Raw genomic sequence first — 17383 nt, 5'->3', positions numbered from 1 at the left:
ATGCAGGCGCTATCGCTGCACCTCACTCGCCGCCACCTGCACGAACACACCGGTGTCTTCGGCCATCAACAGGCCTCGGCCGCGGGGCAACGGACCGCCCTTCATCTTGCCGCGGATGAAGCCCTCATCGGGATCGGCGTCCATCACCAACAATGGCGCGTTCGCCTGATGCAGGGCCCGCAACATCGGGTCGCTGCCCGCCGAAGACCAGCCTCCGAACGTGCGGGTGACAATGACATGCAAGCCGACATCGCTGGCCCGGGTCACCCACGGAACAACCTTGTGCAGCGGTGAATCGAAACCTGGCGGCAGTTGCTGGATGTCATCGACGATCAAGAAGATCTCCGGGCCGCTCCACCACGACTGCGACAATAACTCTTCCGCGGACAGGCCAGGCGGCGGCTCACGGCCGGCCAACAGCGCCGCCAAGTCACCCACCATGGCGGATACGCCGTCGAGGTTGTAGGCGAACTTCTCCATATAGTCGGAGCCCAGCGCCGTCAGCAGCTGACGACGCGGGTCGATCAGCCATACCTGCGCAGAGCGTTCCGAGGTCGGCGGTGCGTTGGTACCGCCCGGTGCGTAGAGCCGGCCGATTTCGGACATGATGGTAGCCAGGGCTGTGGTCCGCCCACATTCGCGTCGACCCGTAATCATCAAATGCGCGTTCTCGGCGAAGTTCAGGTAGACCGGCTGCAAGTCCAATTCCGATATCGCCCAGGCGATTCCGCCTACGCCAACCCCTTGACGGGTGTCCCGGGCCGCCAGCTCTCGCACTTGTTCCACGCCGAACCGGGCCGGCAACCGGCGCACCGGTGGGGCCTGGGTGCTCGTCAGCCGGCTGACCGCTGCGACCACGCTGTCGGACTCGAAGACGTTATCTGGGGTGTTGGCCAACGCTGGCCGGGCGACCAACGTGTGCAACCCCGCCTGCGGATCGCTGTCGAGTCGGACGTAGTTGACCGCGACCATGCCGCGTCCCGGCTTGACCGGAACGTCCTTGGCAAACCGGGAACGCACCAACTTGGCGTCTTCCACGGCGGCCAAGCGCAACTCGACTCGGGAACCGAAGCCGCTACGCACCGGCGGCCGCAGCTCTGATTCGCGATCGGCGGTGACGATCACGTGCACGCCGAACGAGGGGCCCTGGTTGATGATCAGGTTCACCTGCTCGATCAGTACCTCGTTTTCTTCGGCCAGCGCCCGGTAGTTGTCGATCACCAGGTAGACGTCGCCGAACCCATCATTGGGCACCGGGCCCGGCTCACCGCCGAACTTGCGGCGCCGGAACACCTCCATCGAGGCGATCCCGTGTTCGAGGAAGCTACGTTTGCGATCGCGAACCAGCGCCAGCAGTTCGGCCACGGTACGGCGCACACCGTACGGATCCGTAGGACCGGCTACCTCGCCGACGTGGGGCAAGTGCGCCACCGTGGTCAACGCGGTGCTGCTGTAGCCCAGGCAGTAGAACTGAACCTGCTCGGGGGTATGGGTAAGTGCGGCCGAGCAGATGAGTGTCTGCAGCGCCGTGGTTTTGCCCGAACCGCCGGCCCCGAGAATCAGCACGTTGGAGCCGGGTCCGGAGGTGTCAACCGTCCACGGCGGCTGGTCATGCTTGAACGGCCGGTCAATGATCCCGAGGGGGAACACAAGATTCCTGGCCGAGCCGTAGTCCTTGTGCCAGGGATGACCCAAAAACCGGTTGACCAAGTCGTCGATGGCGACGGGCTGGGTCAGCGGAGGTTGCCACAACCGGTAGGGCTCAAAGTCGATCTTGCGAAGCTGATCGATGATCACCGTACCGATTTTCGGTGTCCTGACCCCTCCTTCGGCCTCTCCCTCAGTGACCTCCTCGTCGACCACCTCGCCGTTGGCAAAGACCGCCTCCGCATCGACCTCGGGGCCTCCTACACTCACCTCGAGCGGCGTGAACGAGTTGGTAAACAATTGTGGTCGAACATAGTCGATGTTGTGCACCAACACTGGTTGTTCCTCGCCGTCGATGGTGACGCCGCGGAAGTAGTCCCGCCACAGGAACTCGGCCTGAAACCGGATGATGTCCTCGAGGCTCTTACGGAAATACCCCAGACCCGCCTGAGCCGGCAGGTTCACCGCGTTCGGCACGCCGGCCGCCTGCGCCGCGCCGGCGGTACGTGCTTTGAGCACCAAGCGATAGCCCATGTTCTCCATGAGCTTTTCAGCTCGGCTCTCAATGGTCTGCGACGCCATCATCAAGTGAATCCAGTAGGCGCGGCCTTGCCGGCCGATCGAGTCGAGCACGTCGACCGCCGTCGGCATGATACGAAACCATTCGTAGAACTCGTCGATGACCACCACGAGCATCGGTAGCGCCGGCATGTCCTGGCCGCGCGCCCGCATCCTGGCTCGCACCGAGTTGTATTCCTTGGCGTCGTCTACACCGGCGTTGTCGCAGACCGCTTTGCGGCGGGCGATTTCGCCCCACAACGCGTCCAAGAAGCGCTCCATAAGCACTTGGTCTTCTTCAAGGTCAGTGATGATCCGGGACACGTGCGGCACGCCGGCGAACGGCTTGACCGCCGACCCGCCCTTGAGGTCGGCCAACACGAACTGCAACTCCTCCGGCGGATGAGCGAGCATCAACGATTCGATCACGGTTCGCACTAGCGTCGATTTGCCCGAACCAGTTGTCCCCGACATCACCCCGTGTGGGCCATCGCCGCCTTCATCGAGCGATTTCATGTCCAAAAACAACAGCTCACCGTTGTCGGATCGATTGCCGAACGGTACCCGCAACCGCGACCTGCCCAGCGTATCGGTGCGGCTGTTCCACAACGCGCCAAAGTCGATCGTGGCTGGATCGTCAATTCCGTAGTAGGACAAGATGTCTCGAGCACCGATGTGGGCAACTCGCTGGCCGATCTCTTCGTAGGCTTCGGCCAGCCGCCAGCGCGCCAGCTTCTGCGCGAACTCTTCTGCTTCGGCGATGCTGAGGTGGTCGGTGAGGGCGAAAAACCAGGGCTTGTCGTCGATCACCATCCAGGTATCACGGTCGCGGGGCAGCGCGTCGATCACACCTTTTTCGTCGAACCGCAACGTGCGCTCCGGAACTGCTGTCCACATCGACGAGCCGGTCAAGTCGAAGAACGTCACCCCGTCGACACCTTCGGCGCTGATCACGTACTCCCACTGCGGATCGGCGACGTCCGCGACAATCAGGTGGTGAGGTGTCGGGGTCTGTGCCGATGAACTGGCGTGCCGAGGCGTAAATGACCCGCGGCCGGCGAACAATTCGGCTTGCTCCGCGGCGAATTCCCGCACCGAGCTGTACACCATCCGCGCGTTGCCTGCTGCGTCGTGACGCCGGGGATCACCGAAATGCGGCAGCCACTTCACCCAGTCCCACTGCTCCAAATCGGAACTGACAACCACCATCTGCACGTGGTCGGGCCCGTGCGAGAACGCCAGCTGGCAGATGATGGACCGCATCAATCCCAGCGTCTGCTCGCGGTCCCCCAAGAGCGCATACCAGGGTTCCACGAGCAGCGAAACCATTTTTGGCAGGTTGTAGACGACGCTTTGATAGCGTCCGAACTCCTGCAGCGCCTTCCCCGTCACCGGCTCCAGCTCGATGTCGGTCGGCATATTCTGCGGTTCGCCCCAGGTCACCTCGGGACGCGTCATACCCACGCCGACTCGGACGACGCAGAAGTTGAGGTCCTTGCCGTCAGGCTTGCGTTCCCACATTCGGGACGATCCCACGGCAGCGGCCAACGTGGTGGGCGCCGGGTGGTACCACCGGTAGTTGGCGTCCATGCTGTCAGCCGACTCATTCGCGGTGTCCCGCAGCATGTCCAGCATCAACATGAACTGGGCGCGCATCGCGTCCAGCTTCGGCCGGCTCATTTGCTGCTGACCGCCCATTCGGCCGCTGAACATCATCATCCCGACGCCGCCGATCATGAACAGCGGAAAAATCGAGCCGGCGCCCCCGAATACCCGTGAACCGCTGGCGAAGGTCATGGCGACCATGCCGCCCACCAGGCCGATCACTACGACGCCGACCACGATCATCCACCAGGGCTTGCCCTCTGGTGGCGGAATGCTTAACGGTGTTGGCAGGACGATGTTTTCCGGTTTGATAACCGGAGCCTTTTCCGGCGTCGGTCGCGCAAAGCCACGTTTCACTTCGGTACCACCAACTCTGCAGGGGTCATGTCCATCGGTAGCGTGTCGTGCTCCACCAATGCATCCGCTCGGGACAGCGTCGGGCCTTGCGGCAGTAGCCGCAACGCCACCCAGGGCGCCAGGCTGGGCGTCCCTTTCAAACCCAATGCCTCGCGCGCGTCCTTGGTGTCGTCTACCCCAAACCGAGCTCCCGCCCGGGTGACCCACCACAGCGATTCCGTTGTTTGAGCCGCCGGATTGTTGCCGGTGACCGCAACGAAGTTCGCATAGTTAGGACCGAAGTAGACTTGGTCGGCTTCGCGTCCGGTCGTGTCCGCCTTCACCAACGACACCACTTTATTCACGTCGGCTGAGCTGATCGGAATGGTCGGCCCGGTTATCACCTGGACACGTGACCGGCTCTCACCGGCGGTCCGTTCCCACCACCAGCAGGTCGACGGATTCTCTCGGAGGTCGACCACCTGCAGCGGGGTGTCTGGGTAGGCAGACAGATCTAGCTTGTTGACCACCGGCATCTTTGCCAACGCATAGGGCTCGACGGTGATCGGTTTGGCGTTTCCCGGGTTACCGGCGTTCTGCATGATCTGGGCCACCAGCGGGGGGAGCGTCTCCACGCCGTCAGCCAACACCAGCGAATACTGTTGCGGACCACTGATCTGTGGCGTGACGATCACCGTGCCCACCGGGCCCGGGGCGCCCGGAAATGAGGCCGGATTGCCCTGGTTTGGCACGTCCGGCACTACCAACTCGGGCCCCACCGGCAAAGCGTCGAACAACGCCCGGCTCATCGGACGCGCTTGACTGACTTGCTCTGGCGTCAAGCCCAGTGGCAACAGCACCGACCGGTTCATGGCGTCGATGCGGGACCGGCGTCCCTGCCGGATGACCCATGCATCCCCGCCGTAGTTCAGCACGACCGCGTCCGAGCCGTTCAACACCCGCCGGTGGCCGGACAGGTCTGGGGATCCGTCGATCACTGTGACCGTCACCCCTGACGGCGACCCAACCCCGGTCGAGGTGGCCACGGTGTCGCACACCAGCCATGACGATGTCTGCGGAGTTTGGGGCGAGAACTCCGACGGTGCGCCGGGGATGCCCACCAGCGGTCCGTGTGGCAGCGTGGCGATCTGGCTGGACCGAACCAGGTGCGGGTTGTCCGGTCGCCCGGTGATCAGCCGCGCGGACGCCAGATTCAAGGCGGGGTACAACCTGTCCCCCACCCGGACGTACAGGGCGCCGGAGTCACGGTCCGCGATGATCGGCGACTCATTCAGCTGGCCGGATGGGCTGATAAATGACCACAGCAGCGCTCCCAGGCAGCCCACCAATGCCGCGGAAACCGATGCCACCACCGCCAGCGTCTGGCGGCGACCTGGTTCGACCTCCATGCGGACGCGCCAGCGCGTCAACGCCATTGCGGTTCGTCGGGCCAGGAACTGATAACCCGTCACCTGGGTCCGTGTCGACAGGCCGAGGCCGTACCCCGACCCCCGCTGCCCGCGGCTCTCTTCGGCCACGTTAGATCACCTTCCGGTCTAAGAAAACGCCTGCATATTGACCTGGATTTAGGGCAATGCGCTGCTCATATCGATAACCGTAAATCACCCGCATTTACTTGGCCATGGTGCGGTATACCCGCCCATCTCGGCGTCGGACTACATCCTTGAATCCAGCGTTCTTGAGTCCGATCAGCCGGTCGGTCGACGGGATCGCGCCATCAGTCGCGTGGACGGTTGCCACCGCGACCACTGAACTGCCACGTTTCATGTCCCCCATTGGAGATTTTCGCGCCTGCACAGCATGGTAGCCGTGGATGGCTAGCTCGTCCTGCTAAGCGTCCACTCCGGCCTGCGCCTCGCTGACCTGCGCAATAGTCACTCGACAAACCTTCCCAGGGGACCATTGAGCGGGCCGCGTCGTCACGGGGCGCGTCCGGGACGCAAGATTGGCGGCATGGCTGAGCTCGCGCCCTCGCTCGTCGAACTTGCCAGGCGGTTTGGCATCGCGACCGGGTATGCGGACTGGACCGGCGGTCAGGTGCACGTCGCTGAGACGACGCTGGTCGCTGCGCTTGCCGCCCTCGGTGTGGCAGCCGGTACCGAGCAAGACCGCAACACCGCCCTGACCGTGCATCGTAGGTCCTACTGGGCACGTCAGATGCCGGCCACAATCGTCGCCCGCGCCGGTGCCCAGGCACGATTCTGGGTGCATGTGAGCCACGGCGCTCCCGCCGAAGTGTGGTTACAGCTCGAGGACGGCACGAAACGGGGCGGGCTGCAGCAGGTCGACAACTTCACTCCGCCTTTCGATCTGGACGGACGCTGGATCGGCGAGGCCAGCTTCGTGACGCCCACCGATCTGCCGCTGGGCTACCACCGCGTGCAGCTACGGTCCGGCGACTCCCAGACCAGCACAGCGCTCATCGTGACACCGGATTGGGTCGGTCTGCCGGAGCAGCTCGGCACCCGCCGGGCGTGGGGCCTCGCCGCGCAGCTGTATAGCGTGCGGTCGAGGCAGTCGTGGGGTATTGGTGATCTCACCGATCTGACAGACCTCGCAGTCTGGTCGGCTTCCCGGCACGGCGCTGACTATGTACTGATCAATCCCTTGCACGCGGCCACCCCGACGATTCCCATGGAGCCGTCGCCGTATCTGCCGACTTCGCGACGCTTCTTTAATCCGCTATATATTCGCGTCGAAGCAATCCCGGAATTCTCCGACCTGAAGACGCGTGGCCGGGTACGGGAGCTGCGGACCGAGGTCCAGCAACGCGCCGGCCAACTCGACACCATCGACCGTGACAGCGCCTGGGTGGCCAAGCGGGCGGCGCTCCTGCTGCTGCATCGAGTACCGCGATCAGCAGGCCGCCAGATGGCTTACGCCGCCTTCTGCCAACGTGAAGGACGCGCGCTCGACGACTTCGCCACCTGGTGCGCGTTGGCCGAACGTTACGGCGGCGACTGGCACTGCTGGCCGAGTTTTCTGCAGCATCCGGCCGGCGTCGGTGTCGCTCGTTTCGTCGAAAAACATTCGGATGCCGTCGATTTCCACCGCTGGCTGCAATGGCAGCTCGACGAGCAGCTCGCGGCGGCACAGTCACATGCGGTGCGAGCCGGAATGTCGTTGGGCATCATGCACGACCTGGCTGTCGGCGTGCACCCGAATGGGGCCGACGCGTGGGCGTTACAGGATGTGCTGGCGCGGGGCGTAACCGCGGGCGCGCCGCCAGATGAATTCAATCAACTCGGCCAAAACTGGTCGCAGCCACCATGGCGGCCGGATCGGTTAAATGAGCTGGAGTATCGACCGTTCCGTGCGGTGATCCAGGCTGTGCTACGCCATGCCGGTGGGGTACGGATCGACCACATCATCGGGTTGTTCCGGCTGTGGTGGATCCCGGAGGGGGCACCGCCAAACCAAGGTACCTACGTGCGCTACGACCATGAAGCGATGGTCGGCATCGTCGCCTTGGAAGCGCACCGGGCCGGGGCGCTCGTCGTCGGGGAGGACCTCGGCACGGTCGAACCGTGGGTGCGTGACTACCTACTACTACGGGGTCTGTTGGGCACTTCGATCCTCTGGTTTGAGCTGGATCGAGACGGAACTGGCGGTCCATTGCCGGCTGAGCGTTGGCGCGAGTACTGCTTGTCGTCGGTCACCACCCACGATCTGCCGCCGACCGCCGGCTACTTGGCTGGCGACCATGTGCGGCTACGGGAGTCACTGGGACTGTTGACCCGACCGGGCGAAGATGAAGTCGAGTCCGACCGCGCCGACCTGGAAGCCTGGATGCGTGAGCTGCGCCGGGTCGGGCTGCTGGGAGATCAGGACGACGACCCGGAACAGCTTGTGCTGGCCCTCTATCGGTATCTGGGCCGAACGCCCTCGCGGCTGTTAGGGGTGGCACTGACCGACGCAGTCGGTGACCGCCGGACCCAGAATCAGCCAGGCACTACCGACGAATACCCCAACTGGAGGATTCCGCTGACCGGCCCCGACGGCCAGCCGCTGCTGCTTGAAGACGTCTTCACCGATCGCAGGGCGGCGGCCTTGGCCGAGGCTGTGCGCGCTCAGATCTCGGCTGCGCCTAGCTGCTAACTTCGGGTGCCATGACTGTCCGCGTGAAGGTCGGGGTCGTCGCACCAGTCGCTGACGGTGTCACCGCGAGCCCAGACTGGATGGTCAGCTTTGCCAGCCATCTTGAGCTGTGCGGGTTCGAATCGATCATCGTCGTCGAGCACACCGTCTTGGCCACCCGCTACGACAGCGTCTATCCCTATGACAGTTCCGGACGAGTTGGTCTGGCAGCCGACTGCCCCATCCCTGACCCGCTTGATCTGCTGGCGTTTTTAGCCGGCCAGACGAACCAGCTGGGATTGGCCACTGGAGTGTTGGTACTGCCCAACCATCATCCCGTCGTGCTCGCCAAACGCGCCGCCACGGTTGATGCGCTCTCCGGCGGCCGACTCCGGCTATGCGTGGGTATGGGTTGGCTCAAGGAAGAGCTCAAGGCCTGTGGCGCCGAGTTTGACAGTCGGGGCCGGCGAGCCGACGAGCAGTTGGCCGTCTTGCGGGCACTGTGGGCCGACCAGCCCCACGGGGCGTCGTATCACGGCGAGTTCTTTAACTTCGAGAATGCCATGTGCTACCCGAAACCAGTTGCTGGCGAACATCTTCCGGTTCATATCGGTGGACACACCCGGGCGGCCGCGCGCCGAGCTGGCCGGTTGGGTGACGGCTTCCAACCGCTCGGCGTCACCGGTCCGCGGCTCGCGTCACTGATCGGGTGGATGCGCGAGGAAGCATCGGTTGCGGGCCGCGACCCGGCGCAGCTTGAGGTGTCGCTGGGCCACCTGGTCACCAAGATCGATGCCGAGCGCGCCGGCGCCCTGATTGATCAGGGCGCCGACCGGATCGTGTTGGCGATGCCGCCGACCACCGATATTGAACAGGCCAAAGACGTCCTGTCGGCCTGCGCGCAGCGGCTGTCGTTGGCCTCAGCGGAGCCTCGTGAACCGGCCTGACACTCACATACCGAACCGGGCGGCCCTCAGCGATTTGGTGCACCGGTACGCCGCCACCGTTGACGATCGTCAATCCGACGCTGCAGCAAAGCTTTTCACTGTCACCGCCGAGCTGGCGGATCAGTCGCCGGGCCTTAACGATCAACGCCATCGAGTTCACAGCCGCCACCAAAGACCGTGTTTGCAGAAGACAGTGGCTCTGCGGTCTTGGCCAGCAGCGTTTTCTCGGGCGCTGAACAGTAATTTCCGCTAGCGGATGGGTTTGCTTGAGATCCAGCGGGAAGCGGGTATTTTCGGCCGCGTGAGTAACATCGATGTTAATCGCACGGGTGCCGTCCAGCAGCCAACGGACGCTGGACGGTCAACGCCCAAGGACGCCACCACGCCCCTGGCCGGTGGTACGCCGCTGGCGTCTGATCCCAACTACCGCGACGAGGTCCATACCGCCGCAGACATCGTCGATGTCGAGACCTACGGTGGCGGATTTGATCTCACCAGGCGGGCAACCGCGCCGCGGCTGCGGGTCGGCCGTGACAAGTGGTTCAACCTGATGTGGCTGATTCCGCTCGGTTTCGCGCTGCTGGTGGCCGCGGTGGCGATCGGCAAGGGCCTGCACAACATGCCGGCGGTGCAGTCGTTCATCCAGCGGTACCCCGGGACGGACACCCATGTCGGCGTCAGCCCGGGCCTGCCCGCATGGATCGGCTGGACCCACTTTTTCAACCTCTTCCTGATGATGTTCATCATCAGGACGGGGATGCAGATTCTGTGTGACCACCCCAGGCTGTATTTCAGTCGCAACGCCACCCCCGGCAAGGACGAGTGGCTGCGAGTGGGCCCGCCGGTGCCCGACGACGAGTTGTGGACGGCCAACGCCGATACCGTTGCCTTACCGCCGCAATTCGGGCTGCCCGGGTTCCGACACTCCATCGGGTTGGCGCGCTGGTGGCACCTTGGAATCGATGTTTTATGGCTGCTCAACGGGGCGGTGTTTTACGTGTTGTTGTTCGCCACCGGGCAGTGGCGGCACATCGTGCCGACGAGCTGGAATGTCTTCCCCGATGCGGCGTCGGTGGCAATTCAGTACCTGTCGCTGGACTGGCCGACAGACAACGGTTGGGTCGCCTACAACGGCATGCAGTTGCTGGCCTACTTCACCACGGTCTTCATTGCCGCCCCGGCGGCAATGATCACCGGACTCGGGATGTCGCCGGCACTGTCGCAGCGAGTCCACTGGCTGAGCAAGCGGTTGAGCATTCAGCACGCGCGGTCGCTGCACTTCCTGGTGCTGGTGTACTTCTTGTTCTTCATCCTGGTGCACGTCACGCTGGTCTTCGCAACCAGCGCGCTGCGAAACCTCAACCACATGTTCGCGGCCCGCGACGATAACAGCTGGATGGGTTTCTGGATTTTCGCTGCGGCGATGGTGGTGACAGCGATCGCCTGGGTTTGGGCCACCCCGTTCAACATTCGCCATCCCCGTGTGGTTCAGCGAGTCGGATATGCGCTCGTCGGCCCGTTCCAGCGGGCGCTGGAACAGCTCGACCCTAAGCCCGGTGCCTTCACCGAAAAAGACATCTCGCCGCACCACTGGCGCAATGGGCGCCTACCTGAGACCGTCGAGTACAAAGAGTTGGAGCAAAACGACTTTCGTGATTGGCGGCTGAAAGTCTACGGTCTCGTCGAGCGCCCGACTGAGTTCTCGCTCGACGAGTTGAAGGCGCTGCCCTACCACGATCAGATCAGCCAGCACTTCTGCATCCAAGCTTGGTCGGGTGTCGCCAAATGGGGTGGTGTGCAGATGAAGACGATCATGGACATCGTCAAACCGTTGCCCGAGGCGAAGTGGGTGGTGTTCTACTCGATGGGCCTTGGCGCGACCGGGGGCATTTACTACAACGCGCACCACATCGGTCAAATGGGCCACCATATGACGATGCTGGCCTACAACATGAACGACCAGCCGCTCCCCTACATGCACGGCAAGCCGCTGCGGCTACGTAATGAGTTGCAGCACGGCTTCAAATTAGTGAAGTGGATCAAAGGGATCGAGTTCGTCGCCGACTACTCCGATATCGGTAGCGGTTACGGCGGCTATAGCGAAGACCACAAGTATTTCGGACGGCACCAAACTCTCTAGCGACCAACAAGTATCCATGCGACACTGCGCTTTTCGGTAGCGAAGCAGCCCTTGGTGCACTTGGCTCCTAGGGGCCGGCCCAGGTGGCGTCCAACTGGTGGGCTACATCGATAACTTGTGCGGCTTGGGATTGAGGTGAGTCGATTTCGGCTGCGACGTACTGAGCGATGAATCGCCGGATCTCACCGTCAACGCCCGCGAGAATGCGCAACACTTCGCCGCGGATGGACTTAGACGACACGTTGACAGTGATATCGGACGGCCGCGGCTTCGCGACGTCGACGATGAGCAGCAGCGGGTTGGCGGCGCGTGCGGTTGCCCGCAATGCGATGTCACCGGCAACGACAAACCGCTGCTTATCGAGCCGAAGGTCGACGAGTAGATCGATCGAAAGCGGAATGTGAATGACGAACGTGATGCTGTCGCCGAGGCGCCGCGTGACCCGAGGTTCTTTGATCTTGACATTGGCGCTGACCTTGGCGATTTTGCCAGGCCCCTGAGCAATCGGCTCCATCGCGAACTCGCTGCCCGCGATATCGGCGAATGCGGCGGCAACCCGGTCCGGTGTGACAGCGACCTCGAAGAATTTACGGCCGAACTCTTCGTAGGTGAGATAGTCGTAATTTTGCATAGGCTCCTACCGTACGTCACCTGCCAAAACGACCGTTGATCTGCTCGCATCGCAGAAAATCGCGGTATCAGGGCCCCAGCACGCGCCGGGTGTAGTCGTTAAGAAAGACGCGGTCGGGATCGAGGCGGTCGCGGACGGCGGCGAAACGATCCCATCGGGGATACCGCTCGCGAAGCGTACCGGCGCTCTGATAGTGGCGCTTGCCCCAATGTGGGCGGCCGGCATACTCATCCATGATTGCCTCGACGGCACGAAAGTAGGTCTCGAATTCCATCCCGGTGTACTGATGGACGGCGATGTAGCAGCTGTCACGCCCATGCGCAGTAGATAGGAAGGCGTCATCGGACGCCGCGAAGCGCACCTCGAGCGGGAACATGATCGGCAAGTTGCGACGGCGCACGAGGTCGATGACCCGCTGGATCGCGACACGTGCGTGCTCGCGAGGGATCGCATACTCCATCTCGGTGAACTTGACCTTGCGCTCGGTCGCGTACACCTTGTAGGCGCGGTCGGAGACCGTGGAATTCGAGATCACCTTCGTCATCAAGCGATTGAGGGTCGGTGCGGCAGGTGGAAACCGTCGGCCGGTCCGGCAAATCACGCCGAATCCCCCGTTTTCCACCTGCTCGTGAAGCCTGCGCTTCCACCTCGGCGTCGGCGTAGGTTCCTCGTCGCTGCGGCGGGTGGTGCGCGTCAAAGCCGTATCCGCGTAAGGAAATACGAAGAACTCGAAGTGGTCGTTGCCGTCGACATAGTCGTCGAGGTTTTCCAGGGTCTCAGTCAGTGCACGTCGTTCGTCGCGGCGATTTAGCGTGTACAGCGGCACCGTTTGGATCGTGACCTGCGAGATCACCCCTAGCGCACCCAGCGACACCCGCGCCGCCAGGTAGGCGTCATCGTTGCAGTCTTCCGTCAAAGTCAGCACGTCACCGGTTGCGGTGACGAGCCGCATCGCTACGATCCGCGCCGACAGGTTCGGAAAGCGCGCACCGGTCCCATGCGTCGCGGTGGCGGTGGCGCCGGTGATCGACTGCGCGTCGATATCACCCTGGTTCTCCAACCCGAGTCCGCGCTCGGCCAGCTGCGGGCCGAGGGCATGTAACTTCGCGCCACCCTCGATCGTCACCAAACCGGTTGCGGGATCTGCGCTTATGACCCGCTGGAGGCCGGTCATGTCGATCATCACTCCGTCGGTACACGCGCAGTCGGTGAACGAATGCCCGGTGCCCACCGCCCGTACTGGTTCGCCACGCTGCGCTGCCCGCGTGACCGCCTCAACCAGTTCTGCCTCCGAGGTGGGCCGGACGATCGCCGACGGTGCGCAGAATTGTTCACCAGCCCAGTTGCCCCACTTGATGCTCACCGCGTCAACTCCCGCACCACCGCTTCAGCGACAGTGACCGCGTGCATTACCGTCTCGTAGACCAGGTTCTCGGGTGTGTCGGACATCTGGTGATAGTTCGAGAGTGCCTTATGGCGGTCGATGGACGAGAAGCACGCGGTCGGATAGCCCGCGCGACTCATCAGCACGGCGTCGGTACTGTTGCGCGCCCGCATGCCTCGACGTAGCGGCGCGTCGGCATGCTCGGCGGCCCGTACCACCTGATCGCGAAATGGTCGGTGGTAGTAGTCCTCCATAATCGTGGTGCCCTCGCCCTCGAGCATGATCAGCTCGGGCGAGCCGATCGTGTCGAAATTCAGAAAGTATGTTTGGTCGCGGTCGAGCTCGGATTTGTGACGCGCCATGAAGCCGTAGATACCGCCCTGCAGCTGTTCCTCGGCGCCAAGAGAAACCAGCAGCACCCGCACACCCTGCACCGGCCGATTACGCAGCCGCTCGGCCAACGCGACGAGCAGGGCGACGGCAGAGAGGTTATCGTTGGCCCCCGGAACGATCGGGCTGCGAGCGATGTCGGCGAACAACGCGGTTGCGATCGCGCTCATTACGGCGCCGGTAACCATCATTTTGCGACTGCCGCGCAGCGTGCCGACGCCGGCGATTACGGGTGCAAAAATCGCTGGCCACCAGTTCGGCAGCGAAGTGTCGATGCGCTCAACGATCCCGGGAAATCGATCCACTATTGCCTCGTGAAAGCCGGCCTCAAAGAACTTGCCGCTATGCGCGGCATCGTGATGAGCACACACCACAACCGTCTGCTTGCCGGCGAGATCGCCGGCCTCGGCCACTACGTTCCACGTCGTCCGGGGCTTCTGCACTGTCCTGCGTACCACCCGCGCACCGTTCGAACAGTCGTCGGCGATCGCCAGTCCCGCACTCAGCCCCGCCACGGCGGCTGGGCCCCGCAAGCGGCGGCTAACCAAGCCCGCGACGCCGGCCACAACCCCGACCGCGGTCAGCTTTGCGTGCAGCCGCGGGTAGCCGTCGTAGAACTGCTCCTCTTCGACGCGGGCATTGTGCGCGCCCGCAGCACCCAAGCGCTCAACGATCCATCTGGCCGCCTGCTGCTCGCCCGGCTGACCGGCGGCACGTTCGATCGGCGCGAGCGCCTCGACGACCTCGCGCATCGTGTCCAGCTCAGTCGGCAACGCGGTGATTGCGGTCATGGCAGCTCCTTTTGTGTGCCTTGGATTGTGCTCGCAAAGTTCCACAAGTTCCGCATCACAGAAATGTGCGGCCCTCACCGCGGTACGTCGGCACGGTGTCAACGATCTGCGCGCCCCGGACCAAATGCAGACGATCGAACCGCTCACACATCTCGCCGGCCTTCGTGTGGCGGAAATAGACCTTGTCACCAACCTTTAGCCGACGGGCCGCGTCGCCGTGCAACGGCGTTTGAACCTCGCCGGTGCCCTCCATCGGGTCGAGTCGCAGCCCCGCCGGCAGGTACGGCGTCGGCATACGGTCCTTCGCACCGACTCCGCTAGCCAGGTAGCCGCCTCCAAGCGCGGTGACGGTCTTCGCGCCGGGCCGGCGCGACACGGGTAGGGCGAACATTGCCGCCGGCTGCAAGGAAAAGGTGGAGTACGAGTCGAACAGCGTCGGCGCGTAGAACCCCGAGCCAGCGGTCGCCTCGGTGATTGCCGGCTCCTGGGCGACGAGTTGGAGGTCGCCAGTGCCGCCGGCGTTGACGATCTTGAGGTCGGCGACCTCGCGTACGAGCTCAACAGTGCGTGCACGACGTTCACGCAGCTCCGCGATCGACTGGCGCTGCATGCACCTGACGACGGCGTTTTGGATGCGCTTGCCGGCCACCTTGTCGCCGAAGCCCGCGATGTGGCCCTCGTAGGACATCAGCGCCACCAGCTTGAGCGTCGGCCGTCGCGCGATCTCCACCGCCAGCGCGCGCACCTGCTCCGGTGTGTGCAGTGGCGAACGCTTCGGGCCGATCTTCACGCACCCCTTGGCGCGCCAATACCCAGCATCAAGGTCCAGACACAGTCGCACTGGGTTACCGGTCGCATTCTCGATCACGTCGAGGTGCTCAACGCTGTCGACCATCACGATTGGCGCCCTGTCTGGGTCGTCGGCGGTGATCGCACCGAGCTCGCGCAGTGCCGCCCGGTCGGTCGTCGGGTAGGCGAGCAGCAGATTCGAAAAACCGTGCCCCGCAAGCCAGAGTGTTTCGGGGAGGGTGAACGTCATCAGGCCATCGAACCGCTCACTGGCATCGAGGATTTCCCGTTGCAGCGGCCGACAACGCAACGATTTCGACGCCACCCGGATCGGCTTGTCGCCTGCACGCGTGAGCATTTGCTTGGCGTTGCCCCACATCGCTTCGAGGTCGATAAACGCGAATGGCGCATCGTGGTCGGCGAATGCCTCCTCATAGCGGCGCAGTCGGCTGTCGGGGTCCAGCCCGACCGCACTGCCCGAACGTCGCGCGTGACCGGCCAACTCGTGCACGCCGTCACCTTACTCAACACGACTCAATACGGGCGCAGCTGGCATTGCCAGCAGAGCTGCCGACGTTCGCGGTGTGCTAGCGGTCGGCGAGGATTTCACGGATGACGTGGCGAGCGCTGTCCGCGAGCCGTGGGTTGGTGGTCCTTGTAGTACGGGAGTGCGATGAGCGAGCCCGACAGCGCCCAGCCGCGACCGCGTGCCAGGCGCCGTCATCGACCTTCAGCGCGGTGCGAAACTGCTCTCGCGCGAGTGGGGGCAGCAGACTCCACGCGGGGATCAGGTCGATGCTGGGGTCTCCGACGCTCATGAGACCGAAGTCGATGACGCCAGCCAGTCGACCCGGACGGTCAGGAGGTTGAACGGGGATAGGTCACCGTGGAACCACATCGCGGGGCCCGCGTACACCGGGACCCGTAGGGCTTCCTCCCAGGCGAAGGTCGCCGCCCGGACGTCGATGAGCCCGTCCAGGGCCGGCAGCGCGGCGCGGACCTCCTCGTCCTGCACTGCCAGTGGCGAGCCCCGATGCGCCGCCGACCCGCCGGTGGGGTCGACGGCGCGCAGGGCAGCGATGAAGGCGACGAGATCCTGGGCGAGCCCGGTGGGGTCGGTAAGTCGGCCGGCCGCTGGGTTCTCTTCGTCGACCCAGCGGCAGATGGACCAGGGCCATTCAAAGTCCTCCGTCGGGGTGCCCAGGCCCACCGGGATGGGGCTGGGCACCGGCAGGTGCGGGGCGATCCGGGGCAACCAGTGCTGTTCGGTCCGCAGGCTCTCGACGGCCCAGTGGATCCTGGGGATCCGGACGGCGAGGTTATCGCCGAGCCGGTACATGGCGTTGTCCGTCCCTGCGGAGCGGACCGGGGTGAGGGGCAGGTCGGCCCAATGGGGGAACTGATCGCTCAGCAGGCGCCGCACCAGGTGTTCGTCAATGTCCACTTCGTCGTCGTGCATCTTGCCGACGACGGGTGTCGCGCAGCGCTTTTCGAAGCGGATGCTGCCGTCCGGCAGATCTCCCACCGCTGTCTAGCCGAGCCTGCGATAGAAACCGGCAGCGCGGCTGGAGGCGTCGATGGCCAGCCGTTGCCACGTGCCGACCTCGGCGATCCACCGACAGGGGGCTCGGCCTCGTCGGCCATCCTGACCACCAGCCCCGGGACGAGGGCTCGCTCATAGCGGTCGAAGACCGTGCCGTTCTGTTCTCGGATCCGACCGGCGTAGGTGAAGCCGGTCCGTAGCGCGACTCGGGCCGACGCCGCGTTCTGCGGTTCCACCTTCACCACTGCGGTACTCACACCGTGTTCGGCCACGTACTGGCACGCCAGGTCGACAGCGCGGGTCGCCAGCCCACGCCCTGGCGCGGGCGTGGATGGCGAAGGCCCGCAGCGGACCGCTGGTCGCCCACTGCTGCTGGACCAGCTGCTCGTCCTCCCCGGCCAGATGGGCCACTGCGTCATCCACACACAGCGGGGACAGCGTGAGGGTGCCGTCGGACAGGCTCAGATCGCGCATCCTGCGATTGTCACGGCCGAAATGCGTCCCGACGGTGGACACCTACCTGG

Annotated in this window: 11 protein-coding genes and 1 pseudogene; 4 read left to right on the top strand and 8 right to left on the bottom strand. The window is 64.1% G+C overall.

What is annotated here, in order from left to right; all coding sequences use genetic code 11:
- Positions 1-9: 9 nt before the first annotated feature.
- The 3 genes from eccCa to B586_RS20895 all read right to left on the bottom strand — a co-directional run bounded on the left by eccCa (position 10) and on the right by B586_RS20895 (position 5934).
- Positions 10-4167: a type VII secretion protein EccCa gene (gene eccCa / locus B586_RS10345; protein ID WP_047316128.1), complete on the bottom strand. Its 4158-nt coding sequence runs from the start codon at positions 4165-4167 to the stop codon at positions 10-12.
- Positions 4164-5684, bottom strand: coding sequence for a type VII secretion protein EccB (gene eccB / locus B586_RS10340; protein ID WP_054880012.1), 1521 nt, complete (start codon positions 5682-5684; stop codon positions 4164-4166). Before eccB ends, eccCa begins: the two co-directional genes overlap by 4 nt.
- Positions 5685-5778: 94 nt before the next feature.
- Entirely contained in the window at positions 5779-5934 is a 156-nt protein-coding gene (locus B586_RS20895) for a hypothetical protein (RefSeq protein ID WP_156406751.1), read from the bottom strand.
- Positions 5935-6120: 186 nt separating this feature from the next.
- Between B586_RS20895 and malQ the strand changes: the two genes are divergently transcribed.
- The 4 genes from malQ to B586_RS10325 all read left to right on the top strand — a co-directional run bounded on the left by malQ (position 6121) and on the right by B586_RS10325 (position 11331).
- The gene (gene malQ / locus B586_RS10335) at positions 6121-8265 is read left to right on the top strand and encodes a 4-alpha-glucanotransferase (protein ID WP_054880013.1); all 2145 of its coding nucleotides are present in this window, start codon (positions 6121-6123) and stop codon (positions 8263-8265) included.
- Between the two features lie 23 nt (positions 8266-8288).
- Entirely contained in the window at positions 8289-9191 is a 903-nt protein-coding gene (locus B586_RS10330; RefSeq protein WP_047316145.1) for an LLM class F420-dependent oxidoreductase, read from the top strand.
- A gap of 59 nt (positions 9192-9250) precedes the next feature.
- The gene (locus tag B586_RS22750; RefSeq protein ID WP_156406750.1) at positions 9251-9427 is read left to right on the top strand and encodes a hypothetical protein; all 177 of its coding nucleotides are present in this window, start codon (positions 9251-9253) and stop codon (positions 9425-9427) included.
- Positions 9428-9579: 152 nt separating this feature from the next.
- A complete protein-coding gene (locus B586_RS10325; protein WP_054880974.1) occupies positions 9580-11331 on the top strand; it encodes a molybdopterin-dependent oxidoreductase in 1752 nt (583 codons plus the stop codon).
- 67 nt (positions 11332-11398) lie between these two features.
- Here B586_RS10325 and B586_RS10320 read toward each other — a convergent pair whose 3' ends face one another.
- The 5 genes and pseudogenes from B586_RS10320 to B586_RS21600 form a co-directional block, all read right to left on the bottom strand.
- Positions 11399-11962 carry a hypothetical protein gene (locus B586_RS10320; protein ID WP_047316125.1) on the bottom strand — a complete coding sequence of 188 codons (564 nt, stop codon included), beginning with the start codon at positions 11960-11962 and terminating at the stop codon, positions 11399-11401.
- Between the two features lie 67 nt (positions 11963-12029).
- Positions 12030-13325, bottom strand: a complete 1296-nt coding sequence (locus B586_RS10315) for a D-arabinono-1,4-lactone oxidase (RefSeq protein WP_054880014.1) — start codon at positions 13323-13325, stop codon at positions 12030-12032.
- Complete coding sequence (locus tag B586_RS10310) at positions 13322-14527, bottom strand: M28 family metallopeptidase (protein WP_054880015.1); 1206 nt, start codon at positions 14525-14527, stop codon at positions 13322-13324. Before B586_RS10310 ends, B586_RS10315 begins: the two co-directional genes overlap by 4 nt.
- Positions 14528-14582: 55 nt before the next feature.
- Positions 14583-15827 carry an amino acid deaminase/aldolase gene (locus tag B586_RS10305; RefSeq protein ID WP_054880016.1) on the bottom strand — a complete coding sequence of 415 codons (1245 nt, stop codon included), beginning with the start codon at positions 15825-15827 and terminating at the stop codon, positions 14583-14585.
- A 76-nt stretch (positions 15828-15903) separates the two neighbouring features.
- Positions 15904-17333 (bottom strand): annotated as a pseudogene (locus tag B586_RS21600) (GNAT family N-acetyltransferase).
- Positions 17334-17383: the final 50 nt, after the last annotated feature.

It is taken from the genome of Mycobacterium haemophilum DSM 44634 (assembly GCF_000340435.2).
GTDB classification, from domain to species: Bacteria; Actinomycetota; Actinomycetes; order Mycobacteriales; family Mycobacteriaceae; genus Mycobacterium; species Mycobacterium haemophilum.
Note: the sequence above shows the minus strand (reverse complement) of the source record. Positions and strands in the feature narration are given on the sequence as shown.

What these genes read in the sequence shown, in the direction of transcription:
- B586_RS20895 (WP_156406751.1), bottom strand. Translation starts at nt 5,934, where the DNA reads ATGAAACGTGGCAGTTCAGTGGTCGCGGTGGCAACCGTCCACGCGACT.
- malQ (WP_054880013.1), top strand. Translation starts at nt 6,121, where the DNA reads ATGGCTGAGCTCGCGCCCTCGCTCGTCGAACTTGCCAGGCGGTTTGGC.
- B586_RS10320 (WP_047316125.1), bottom strand. Translation starts at nt 11,962, where the DNA reads ATGCAAAATTACGACTATCTCACCTACGAAGAGTTCGGCCGTAAATTC.
- B586_RS10310 (WP_054880015.1), bottom strand. Translation starts at nt 14,527, where the DNA reads ATGACCGCAATCACCGCGTTGCCGACTGAGCTGGACACGATGCGCGAG.